This window comes from Anaerobacillus alkaliphilus (assembly GCF_004116265.1).
GTDB lineage: Bacteria > Bacillota > Bacilli > Bacillales > Anaerobacillaceae > Anaerobacillus > Anaerobacillus alkaliphilus.
In genome coordinates, this window is the sequence record NZ_QOUX01000025.1 from 84,335 (window position 1) to 95,802 (window position 11,468).

Annotated in this window: 9 protein-coding genes; 6 read left to right on the plus strand and 3 right to left on the minus strand. The window is 39.3% G+C overall.

Annotated elements, in window-relative coordinates; all coding sequences use genetic code 11:
- Window positions 1-270: 270 nt before the first annotated feature.
- Entirely contained in the window at window positions 271-2,295 is a 2,025-nt protein-coding gene (locus tag DS745_RS06940; protein ID WP_129077546.1) for a DUF1565 domain-containing protein, read from the minus strand.
- Window positions 2,296-3,058: 763 nt separating this feature from the next.
- Between DS745_RS06940 and DS745_RS06950 the strand changes: the two genes are divergently transcribed.
- From DS745_RS06950 to DS745_RS06970, 5 genes are all read left to right on the plus strand, one after another.
- The gene (locus DS745_RS06950; RefSeq protein WP_129077547.1) at window positions 3,059-4,186 is read left to right on the plus strand and encodes an acyl-CoA dehydrogenase family protein; all 1,128 of its coding nucleotides are present in this window, start codon (window positions 3,059-3,061) and stop codon (window positions 4,184-4,186) included.
- A 13-nt stretch (window positions 4,187-4,199) separates the two neighbouring features.
- Window positions 4,200-5,027 (plus strand): phosphate/phosphite/phosphonate ABC transporter substrate-binding protein, encoded by an 828-nt coding sequence (locus DS745_RS06955; protein ID WP_241657744.1) that lies wholly within the window; start codon window positions 4,200-4,202, stop codon window positions 5,025-5,027.
- A 72-nt stretch (window positions 5,028-5,099) separates the two neighbouring features.
- The gene (locus tag DS745_RS06960; protein ID WP_129077549.1) at window positions 5,100-6,296 is read left to right on the plus strand and encodes a cobalamin-independent methionine synthase II family protein; all 1,197 of its coding nucleotides are present in this window, start codon (window positions 5,100-5,102) and stop codon (window positions 6,294-6,296) included.
- On the plus strand, window positions 6,274-6,765 hold the full coding sequence (locus DS745_RS06965) for an OsmC family protein (RefSeq protein ID WP_129077550.1): 492 nt from the start codon (window positions 6,274-6,276) through the stop codon (window positions 6,763-6,765). The genes DS745_RS06960 and DS745_RS06965 overlap by 23 nt, the downstream gene beginning before the upstream one ends.
- Before the next feature lie 108 nt (window positions 6,766-6,873).
- Entirely contained in the window at window positions 6,874-7,713 is an 840-nt protein-coding gene (locus DS745_RS06970) for an AraC family transcriptional regulator (protein WP_129077551.1), read from the plus strand.
- Between the two features lie 199 nt (window positions 7,714-7,912).
- On the opposite strand, the gene DS745_RS06980 is transcribed toward DS745_RS06970, so the two are convergent.
- On the minus strand, window positions 7,913-9,079 hold the full coding sequence (locus DS745_RS06980) for a glycoside hydrolase family 27 protein (protein WP_129077553.1): 1,167 nt from the start codon (window positions 9,077-9,079) through the stop codon (window positions 7,913-7,915).
- A 337-nt stretch (window positions 9,080-9,416) separates the two neighbouring features.
- Here DS745_RS06980 and DS745_RS06985 point away from each other — a divergent pair, with 337 nt between their 5' ends.
- Complete coding sequence (locus DS745_RS06985; protein ID WP_129077554.1) at window positions 9,417-10,178, plus strand: Nif3-like dinuclear metal center hexameric protein; 762 nt, start codon at window positions 9,417-9,419, stop codon at window positions 10,176-10,178.
- A 97-nt stretch (window positions 10,179-10,275) separates the two neighbouring features.
- Here the strand turns inward: DS745_RS06985 and DS745_RS06990 are convergent, their stop codons facing one another.
- On the minus strand, window positions 10,276-11,403 hold the full coding sequence (locus tag DS745_RS06990) for an NADH-dependent flavin oxidoreductase (RefSeq protein WP_129077555.1): 1,128 nt from the start codon (window positions 11,401-11,403) through the stop codon (window positions 10,276-10,278).
- Window positions 11,404-11,468 lie beyond the last annotated feature (65 nt).

The following is an 11,468-nucleotide window of genomic DNA, read 5'->3' on the forward strand; positions in this document are numbered from 1 at the left end:
ATATTTGCATTAATGTATGGGTTTTGAGTAATCGTTTATGCGCATAGAGGAAAAAATAAACAACATGCATATGATGAGTCGTGCAAATACTTAACAGATTAAATCTACAGCCACAGCCTGGGAAGACAAAGATTATCACTACGCTAGAAGACAATCTAAGAAAATAGATTGTTATGTAACTCTTAAAATTACTAAATGGTATAGACATAAGAAAAAGCTAAAACAATAAAGATCCAATCACTTTAAAACGATTGGATCTTCAATAATAAACTAAAATTCAAAATCAATGGTACCATTTTCGGTTAATTCAAACGGACCGGGTGTGACATTTGCATCAGGTCTCTTTTTCCCGAAAAAGTCAGAGTCAAAACGATATGGAGTGCTGTCTGGTTGCTCATACTTCATATCAGCGTGATAAGTCTTGCCAAGCAGGTCGGTGGTAACCAACATTGCAGAGGCTCCACGAAGCAATTTGGGCTCATTGACCTGAATTTGTACTCTGCCTTGCATAGGATTAATCTCCACTTTAATGCTCTTCTGCTCATATATCTTCGCATTGGGTTCATGACTGCCTGGAACCGCATTGTTAAGGTATAAATTTCCGTCCATAGCTACCGGAAGAACTGCATTTCCTATAAAGAAATCTTTTGCGGCATCTCCCAGCTCAGCAAGCTCCTCTTTGGTGTATTCCCACCACTTCTTATCTTTTGCATCAGGATGCTTGTCGTAGCCTTCCAGTCCCACAGCATGCAGATAGCAAATGGAATCGTCCGGAACACCATCCATGACAGTCTTCCCGTCATCTCCGACTTCATCCCTAGGTTTAAGCGGAAGATGCTCAAAAAAGGTTATTGGGACAGGTTCTTTATTAGCATCATTATCCCCCAAAAAGATATTGTTATAGTACCTGTCATCGCCTCCGGTAATATTGGAGTAACCTGCCATTGCTGTCTCGTGAGGGAAGTGGTACGGCGTAATACGGGTAATCTCGGAACGAACCACAAATCTACCTGCAAACAAATTATGGATAAATGCTCCACCCTGTGCCATATTTCTGAAATTCATCGGGGAGAGGAACAGATTATGATCAGCCATATACGGACCATGGCAAACCTCAACGAAGAAATCCTCAGAAAGATTATCAAAAAATACATTACGACTAATACGGGTGCCCTGTGCTTGCCAGTCTAGCCAAACTCCACGGTAACTGCTATAGATAATATTTTCACTAATTTGAGTATCTAGAGCAGCATGCAGCTTGATTCCTGCTACTTCGGCACCATGTCTGAGACGCTTGTGATGGATATTGTAGATCCGGTTTTGATAAATGCGACTGAAGGCTCCACCCATATGTCCCACAATTCCTGCCTGTTCACAATCATGGATTACATTACCACGAACGATGTGACTGCCTACACTATCCTTATGCCATCCAGAACGTAATGCTCTCAGGATAACCTCCTGCTCACGTTGTGTGCCGCCTTTCATGTGCTTGTCCATATACTTAGCGTGACCTGTACCGATCTCAGTACCTAGGCTGATACCAACGCTTTTGGATTCATTGATCATATTGTTTTCGATAATCCAACCCTTACTCCAGTGAGGTCCGATCAAACCTTCCTGGTAGTCAGTTGGCGCTGCCCATTGAGGAGATGCTTGACGAAGTGTGAATCCACTTACGGTTATATAGTTAAGTCCTGGTTTCTCAGGCCAGAAGCAATAAGGACGGACGTTAATTTCTACATTTTCCTTACGAGGATCTTTTCCACCAAAATTGGCCCAAATTTTCGTTGTTGTAGAACCAACTTCGGCATACCATTTTAGTAGTGAGTCCTTGGGATATTTGGCTTCGGGCCAAACATCGGGCTTACGTACTTTATCAACACTATTGCATTCATATAAGGATTTGCAATCCAAATATACATCACCGAGATGAACTGGGAAAGCTCCGTCAAATAGCCAGTCTCCACTCAACTCTACTTCAAAGGGATTACGAACAGAAAATATCGAATTAGGTATTTCTGTGCTCCAAACACTGTCTCCTTCAGCCTTCCAGTCGGTAATACGTTCAGCCCCTGTAATGACGACTTCCCCGTCACCAGCCGACCTATATATAATTCTATGCTCTTCTGTTCCTCCATTAGCCGGATTAACCCATTCCCTATATACCCCAGCGTGAACAGTAACCGTATCACCAGCCATGGCAAGAGCCGCAGCGCGTGATATTGTACGAAAGGGTTGATCAGATGTTCCTTTTGCCTGATCATTCCCTTGCATTGACACATGATATTTCATATTATCACTCCTTCTCCCCACCTTATAAAAGCTGTAAGAATTCCTTACAAACGGCAGGCAATATATAAAATTTATTGTTGTAGTAATCTGTAAACAGTTTGCTTAGTAATAGTAATGATCTTATCTGCCGTCATTTTCTCAAACCTGTGCATATAGTGTCTAGCCAGACCAGACGCTATAAATATTATATTAAAGATAGGTGTTTAATAGCAATTTCGGTATGTAAGTACTTTAATTTCAGTGACAAATGATATATTTTAGAGGAGTGGTTTCCGAACTCCGGCTATGAGATTGATGACACCAAACTAGACTTTGAGTTTTACGATGAGCGCTGCCACCCTTGGGAATATGATAATTTATGGTGGGAATTTACGTTCCTATCAAAAAGGTATCTACCATAGTATAGCTCGTTAATATAATCCCCAAGCTCAAAAAGAGCTTGGGGATTACTTGGCCTAAAGCAAAAATAGTATACAAGCTTGTGTATGAATTGAAGAAGAAATTCATACCTTATTACTAGATATAATAATGGTCACTTGGTTTGTTTTTATTCTTTTCATATGGAATTCTAAAACTAGATTACGTGGCATTGATGTTATTTTCTACAAACGGTCAGCTAAAAATTATCTACCAAATTTTTAATTTCACAATCAAACTTGAGTGTGATAAACTTTTTGTATCTATCATAACTATAAATTATAACTATTATAATAATTAATTATTATAAGAAATTAATAGATTTTTAGAATTCAGGAGGGATTTTATGAATAATGTATATCAAGAAAGTAAGGATTTTGCCGCTACCTACATACTACCTTACACAGAAATGATTGATCAGGAATCGAAATTTCCGGAAGAAGCTTTTAAGGAACTAGGGAATAAAGGCTTCTTAAAACTGCTTGTACCTGAAGAATTTGGTGGACACGGAAAAGGTCTTGTCGAGCATGCAGAGGCTGTTCTGGCTTTTGCGGAGTCGTGTTCTACAACTGCACTTTGTTATATGATGCATAATGTTGCTTTGATGTGTATCGTAACTCACGGAAGTGAAGAGCTTAAGAGAAAGATTTTTTCTGATGTCGTAGAAAATGGAAAATTCCTTGCATTAGCCTACAGTGAATTCGGAACAGGAACACATTTCTACAATCCAGAAATTCAAGCTCAGTTTAATGGTGACTATACAAAATTCAACGGAACGAAGAGCATGGTAACTTCAGCAACGTATGCTTCTTACTACCTTGTTCTTGCGCCATCTGTAGAAGAAGGAAAAATTAATAACTGGGTATTCCCTTTAGAAACAGAAGGCTTAAGCTTTGAAATGTCCAATTGGAATGGACTCGGAATGAGAGGGAACTCTTCCTGCCCAATGCACATCGAAAATGTTGCTCTCGAAGCGTCCTATCGAATTGGAGAAGAAGGTTCAGGCCAAGAGCAAGTATTCAATGTAGTAGCACCTTTCTTCATCACAGGACTAGGTTCAGTTTACAGTGGTACTGCCTTGCATATGTTTGATGTTGCAAGTAATTATTCTGTAGATCGAAAATACCCTGATGGAAGTTCACTATCTAATATTGAAACCGTCCAAGTACATATTGGAACGATTTACAAGAATGCAGCTGCGGCAAGAGCCTTAACGCTAGATGCTGCTACTGCAGGTGCAAACGGAGACGCAGATGCACTTGCAAAGATTTTAGCTGCTAGAATTGTAGCATCAGAAGCTGCGATTGAATGCGGGAAGCTTGCCATGAGAGTCGGGGGAGGGAAAGCATATAATAAAGCTTTACCTACCGAAAGACTTCTGAGAGATGCCTATGCAGGGCAAATTATGGCTCCAAGTGCAGACGTTCTAAATGTTTGGCTTGGAAAAGCATTAACTGGTCAGATGATTCCTTAAAAATAGAGTAGGAGTGAGTTTATTGAGTAATGATAGAGTAAAAGTTGGTGCTGTTATTTATGATCCGAAAGTTACGGTTATTTGGGAGATTATCGCTGATTTTTTCAAAGAGGAAGGCCTTGAAATAGAATGTGTCTTCTATAAGGATTACGAGAAACAGGTTGACGGATTAATGAACAAGGAAATCGATATTGCCTGGAACTCGCCTTTAGCTTGGTTGGACACTTACTTGAGAACCGATGGAAAATGCCAGATGGGCTCTATGAGGGATACAGACAGAGACCGAAAGACATGCTTCATCGTCCGGAAAGATAGTGGCATAACGAACCTAGATGGGTTAAAAGGAAAGACGATTGGTTTTGGAGCGATCGATTCTCCTCAAGCAAGACTTATCCCGATCAACCACTTGTATAAAAATGGACTAGAATTTGAAGAAGATTACAGTGAAAAAAGGTTTGATATTGGTGTCGGTCTTCACGGAGATCACGTTGGTGGCGAGTTAGATGCCGTAAAAGCACTGATGGAAGGAACTGTAGACGCCGCTGTAGCTCTCGATTTGAATTGGGACGCTTGGAAGAAGGACGGTACCGTTGATGAAAATCAGTTAGTTTGCATTGATACAACGGATTTGTTTGACCACTGCATTTTCGTAGCGCACCCTGAATTTTCAACTGAAAGATTTCTAGAATGGCAAAAGGTGCTTAATAGAATGGATTATAACAATGATGACCATAAAAATATGATGGATATGGAAGGCTTAAAGGAATGGGTTGAAGGCAGGATTACAGGGTTTCAGCAATTACGCGAAGCCAACAACTATTTGAAGTTCTTTGATAAGTAAAGTAGGCATTCTTTAAAAAGAGAAGCAATCCAGGCTTCTCTTTTCACTATTTCAATCTGGGAGATGATACATATGAAACTACCATTACCTCTCTTTCCTACTTCCTTAATAGGGAGCATGCCTAGATCAAAAGAAGTTCTAAAAGCACTGAGAATGGTGAGAAGAGGAACGATCGATCCTGGCGACTTTAACAAGCTTATAGAGACTGAAACCGAGAAGGTTATTAGGCTTCAGGAAAATTTCGGAATCGATGTAATTACTAGTGGAGAGCTTGGGCGTGATAACTACGTATCCTTCGTTTCCGATAAAATTGGCGGAGTCAAAATGATGAGCATGAGTGAAATGCTTGATTATATTGATGATAAAAAAGCTTTTGAAAACATCTTGACCACTCTTGATGTTCCGGCAGTAAGCATTAAGAATGCTATTTGTGTTGGCAAGTTGAGCTACAACGGCGACATTGTCGCAGATGAACTTAAGATGGTAAAGAAGTTTACGAACAAACCTGTGAAAATCACCTTACCAGGTCCTTATCTCTTGACTAGATCAATGTGGCTTCCTAATCTTTCTGGTAAGGCTTATGGTAGTAAAGAAGAGCTTGGCCAAGATGTTATTAAGATTATGAAAGAAGAGATCGATAACCTTATGAGTATTGGAGTCGATGTCATTCAATTTGATGAACCAGTGCTGACAGAAGTTGTTTTCACTGACGGAAAGCCAAGATCATTTATGTGTGCAGCTCTTTCGGAGCGAAAAGATCCTAAAGAGGAGCTTGAATTTGCCAGTTCACTAATTAAACAGATCATCGATCATATAGATAGGTCTAAGACAGTTCCTTCACTTCATGTTTGCAGAGGGAACTGGAGTAAGGATGAGAGCATCTTATTGACAGGTCCATATACTCCTTTACTCGAGCTATTTGCAGAGGTAAACCCAGCCCTTTTAACACTTGAATTCTCTACTCCAAGAGCAGGAGAGATCAGCTCATTACTCACAGATACAAAAATTGGAGAGCACACAGCACTTGGTTTAGGAGTGCTAAATCCGCGTACAGATGAAATTGAGACAGTTGATTCAATTCTCTCAAGAGTAGAAGAGGCAATGAAGTATCTACCAAAAGAAAGAATATCGCTAAATCCTGACTGCGGGTTTGCCACATTCTCAAGTAGTCCGGTTAACGTACTTGAGACGATCACAGGCAAAATGAGCACGTTAACAGAAGCAGCTTCAGTTTTAAGGAGAAAATATGAAAAAGAAGACTTCAGATAATAGAAACACATTGTACGAGTCCAAAATTTTTGATATAAACTTTAGAGGAACGTCTAATGATCTCTCACGAGTAAAAGTATTTACAAATAAAAGCAGCATTCAAATAGAGAAGCAAATAAGCTTTGACTCAGAAAACGAGCATATTACTAGTGTTGAATACTTTGCAGGATCAGTCTTAAGTAGCATTTTATTGTCACTGTTAGAGCAATCGAAAAAGCGAGGGTCAATCATTGAAGAAATTGAAGGAGTTTTGAACCTATCACTAGAAAACCCTCTGACCTTAGCTGGTGTCAGGGGGTATGACGAAGAACCGGTGATCAGTAAAATCATGATTACTGTTTTCTTATATGCAGATTTAGAGGATAATGAGTTTGATGATTTTTGCACCAAGGCACTAACTAATTCACCAATCTATAATACTTTAAAAAAATCAATGAAGCTTGAAGTCTTATTTAAGAAGCTTTTGTAATGTCACTGTGACAACCCGAAAAATATTGTTTCATAGGGGGATTGTGGAACAAGAAACTTCGGGGTGTCACAGTGAGTTTACGATAGAAAAAAAAGGGGGAGGCGGGAAATGGTGAAGCGAGATGAAGATTTTGAAATTAACTCCTTCAATCATTCGCGTTTTAGCAATAATTTGACTTACATCAGCAATGGCCATAAGCCTCCTAATATGCATAAATGGGGGCCGGGTGTACGTGATATATATGCTTTGCACTATATCGAAAGAGGAAAGGGGGTTCTAGAGACAAGGCATGGTAGGTTTTCACTAAAAGCAGGAGAAAGCTTCATGATATATCCTCATATGGAAATACATTACTATCCGGATTTGGAAGATCCTTGGGAGTATGTTTGGGTTGATTTTAACGGTGAAGAAGCTGAAAAACTGTTGTCTTTGACAATGTTTTCGCCTGATAAGCCTGTTGTCCCGATATGCAATGTAAATCTAAAATCCTTTTTTGATATTGGTGTGAACATCAATACTAAACCATTCGATAAATTACGGTCTGATGCCAAGTTGCGTCTGCTCCTATCCTATTATATTGAATATTATCAAAAAGAAACCTTAATCCTGCAAACAGATTATGTAGGAGTGGCGAAGAATTATATTCACAACAATTATTGGAAAAATACGATGAGGGTTTCGGATATCGTGAACGCTGCTAAAATCGAGCGCAGTTACTTGTTCCGCTTATTTAAAGAGGAAACTGGAATGTCTATCTCAACCTATGTCACCGAATACAGAATCCGCCGTGCGTGTGAACTCTTGAAGTCGGCTGAACTGTCTATTAAATCGGTAGCTTACTCTGTTGGATATAGGGATCAACTATACTTCTCGAAAATATTTAAAAAGGCAACGTCACATACTCCTTCAGAATATATGACATTGCATGCAAATCGTTCAGTGCTTTAACGAAATAAGACACACATCCCAGATTCTCTGTAATACTTAATTAACTTTTCAATAGGTTCGCGCCCGCAGTTTAATTTCTCACCTAGGCAATCAATACATAGAAAATCTTGTGCAGTTCTAGAGACAAGCTTTAAGTAGATGGCAACATCATCTGTTTGGAGAGGAACTCGGCACGTTTGGCATGACCGATTGCTGCTGCTCATTTGACTAATTTTGCCCGTACAACTAAACAATCCCGTGCCGGAACAGTTGGAGCGAATCGTTCTTTAAATTTACCAAGTTCCTTATACTCCCAACAGTCATACAGTTCTAAAGAGAAACCAGACGCATACGGAAGTCCTAGATCCCAGAATTGTAATGAAATTTCTCTCTGAGTATCGCTCAAGTTAAAGAAGCCGATGGCAAGGTCACCGTCTGTGAGAACTTTGACAAGCATAAAAACATCATCTGAATGGAACCACTGCGGCTCCGGTTTAATACGGTAAGCCCCGCGCCCTTCGACATCTTGATTAATTTTGATAAGCTCTGGGTTTAACAGAATATCCTTTGTTACGTCATTAGCGTTTCGGATATCACAACCAATCATGAGAGGAGAACCCATCATACACCATAAAGCAAAATGGGTTTTGTACTCATTGTCGCTGCACCCTCCGATTTTACTGCCGATAAAACCATCGTTACTACCACCGTACATTCCTACCACAAGCATATCCATATCATTATGGCAGAAGGAGCCTGTGTAACATGTCTTATCGAGCTGTGAAAGGGTCAGGCTTTTTATCGAGTCCCAGTTATCTTGTATGTCGCCAGTCGACCTATACATATGAGCACCGGATTCTCGAATCCATTGGTACACATTATCTTCACCCCAGTTGCAGGCGGAAAATAAAATGTCTCTCCCGCAATTTTTAAGAGCGAGACTCATTCGTTTATACAACAATTCCCCTGACATACTCCTTGGCTTAAAGCAGTAATCATATTTTAAATAATCAACGCCCCATTCGGCTAATAATTGAGCGTCTTGGAATTCGTGCTCAAAACTGCCCGGAAAGCCGGCGCAAGTATGGGTACCTACGCATGAATACATACCGAACTTTAAGCCCTTTTCATGAATATAGTCTGCGAGTGCTCGTATACCGCTTGGGAATTTGATAGGATCGTGCACCAAATTTCCTTCAGAGTCCCTTTCCTTCAAACTCCAACAGTCATCGATAACGATATATTCATATCCAGCATCCTTATACCCCTCTGAAACAAAGCGATCTGCTACATCCCGTATTAGTTGTTCATTAATATCCCAAGTAAAGGTGTTCCAAGAGTTCCACCCCATTGCGGGCCTCAAACCCAGTAACTTATGACTGTCCATAATGAATCCATCCTTTCTAGATTTCCGGAATTCCGTATGTTAGAAGACTGGAATTTTTTTATGACTTGATTAAATCATTTTTTGTTTTCTATAGCTATAGCTTTGTGTTGCTTGTATATGGATATTTGTTGTTTTAATTTTTGCTAAAGATTATAGTTTTTGATAGATATCGGGTTGGAGTTAGAAAAAATTTAATCGTCTTTGTTTAGGAAATATCTGGCTGTGGTAAATTGAATTGGCTATTGGCTAAGAGTTTAGAGATAAATTTTTTTTGATTACAACCAAGGTAATAATGAGAATGGACGTCAAAACAGGATCGAATTGAGGAGGTAAGTATATGGATGTTTCACATATTGTCAAAGGAATTAATGATCTTTTCAATACAACAAGTAAGGAAATCTATTCTAAGGAATCTGGAATTACATACAATGCAGATAAACAAGTAAAAAGGTTAGGATATTGTGTTAATTTAACGCTTGAAACTATCGAGGAAGCAAGAAATCATGGAGTTAGTATGATGTTGACCCACCACGATGCATGGGATGAAATCTTTGGATTAAAAGAGGCATGCATCGAAAAACTAGCCGAGTATGGTATTAGTCACTACTATAATCACTTGCCGCTTGATGACTGTAACTTTGGAACAAATGATAGTTTATTAATAAAATTAAACTTAGAAATTGTTAAGAGGACTCACGAGTGGGAAGGATTATATTTTGGTAGAGTCGCAGAATACGGTGAAGAAGTTGAATTTAGTGAATTTGTAAAATATATTGAAAACCTACTTGAAGAACCGGTTAAATCTTGGCGGTTTAATGACAAAAAGGTGAAGCGAGTGGGCTTAGTCTGTGGTAATGGTGCGCCAACAACATGCCTTAAGGAATCAGTCGAAAATGAGTGTGATGTATATATTACAGGGGAATGTAATTTGTATACGATACAATATGCTAAGTTTAAAGGAATAAATCTTATCATTGGTAGTCATACTTTTACAGAATTCTTTGGTATTGAAAGTTTAGCGTTGAAATTGAATGAGAATATAAAAGAACTTGAGGTAGTAAAACTTAATGAAGAGCATTATGAAGCAAATATAAAGTAAGTGTAATGTCACTGTGACACCTCGAAAAATATTGTTACACATCAATATCTGTGAAACAAGAAACTTCGGGGTGTCGCAGTGACGTAAACTACTGCGATTATTTACTAACGACAGGAAACCAACCGGGTGTATTCATGATAGCTGACCATAACGCATCAGGCACAATTAACTTTTCTTGGTCGTCATTTGTTAATGTTGTGGCGATGGTGTCTTCTTCACCAGATTGGACTTTTTCTATCCAATTTGGTTCAACAATTAATTCTCGTCCTAATGCTAGCAAAGGAACTCCTGTGTCTAGTGCTTTCATTACATCATCTGGTGTATGTAGTGAACCTACACCAATAATAGGAACTTTATCTCCCACTCGTTCATGGATGAGCGTCACCCTAGACTTTTTATCTTCTTCATCTCTAATTGAACCTTGCCAAAAATTTTGGACAGAGATATGTAAATAATCTAAATCTTGCTCTGCTAGAGTATCCACAAAAACCAGCGTATCTTCCATCGTAATCCCTGGGTTTTCCTTCTCCTCTGGGGATATTCGGTAGCCAATAATAAAAGGGTTTTTTGCATGTTCATCAACTGTAGCTTTCACTACGTCTATGATAGCAAGTGAAAACGCCATTCGTTTTTCAAGCGTACCTCCCCATTTGTCCGTTCTTCTGTTGGAGTGTGGGGAAAAGAATTGTTGTATTAAATACGTATTTGCCCCGTGAATTTCTACGCCGTCAAATCCAGCTTCAATTGCACGTCTAGTGGCATCGCCAAACGCTTGTATGATTGTTTCAATTTCGCCTTCAGTTAATTCACGAGGAGTGACTGACCCAGGTCTAAGAGCAACAACCGCACTTGCACTAACCGGTTGACCATCCTCTAACAACTCAGGTGGGGCCATTCTTCCCGCATGGAAAATTTGCAGGATTGCTTTGGCACCTGCCCCTTTAATTGTATCGGCAAGCCGCTTTAAACCTGGGATCATCTCATCAGAGTGCGCACTAATTTCATTCACGAACCCTTTTCCGTCAGGAGTTACATAGGCAACAGCGGTAATAACAGCTCCAACTCCATTGGACCTAACTCTATAGTATGGCAATTCTTCATCGCTAACTTCACCATTTTTTTTGGATGCAAAGTTCGTCATCGGAGCCATTAGAATACGATTTTTTAAGCGAACACCGCTTTTAAACGTAAACTCTTCAAATAGTGGGTTATATTTTGTATTCAATATCCTATACCTCCTTTTATCTGTAAGTCTATACTACCTTCTACGCACTTATTATGAAATGAAAA

Excerpts from the sequence above, each read along its gene's own strand:
- DS745_RS06940 (WP_129077546.1), bottom strand. The coding sequence starts at position 2,295 with ATGAAATATCATGTGTCAATGCAAGGGAATGATCAGGCAAAAGGAACA.
- DS745_RS06950 (WP_129077547.1), top strand. The coding sequence starts at position 3,059 with ATGAATAATGTATATCAAGAAAGTAAGGATTTTGCCGCTACCTACATA.
- DS745_RS06960 (WP_129077549.1), top strand. The coding sequence starts at position 5,100 with ATGAAACTACCATTACCTCTCTTTCCTACTTCCTTAATAGGGAGCATG.
- DS745_RS06965 (WP_129077550.1), top strand. The coding sequence starts at position 6,274 with ATGAAAAAGAAGACTTCAGATAATAGAAACACATTGTACGAGTCCAAA.
- DS745_RS06970 (WP_129077551.1), top strand. The coding sequence starts at position 6,874 with ATGGTGAAGCGAGATGAAGATTTTGAAATTAACTCCTTCAATCATTCG.
- DS745_RS06980 (WP_129077553.1), bottom strand. The coding sequence starts at position 9,079 with ATGGACAGTCATAAGTTACTGGGTTTGAGGCCCGCAATGGGGTGGAAC.
- DS745_RS06985 (WP_129077554.1), top strand. The coding sequence starts at position 9,417 with ATGGATGTTTCACATATTGTCAAAGGAATTAATGATCTTTTCAATACA.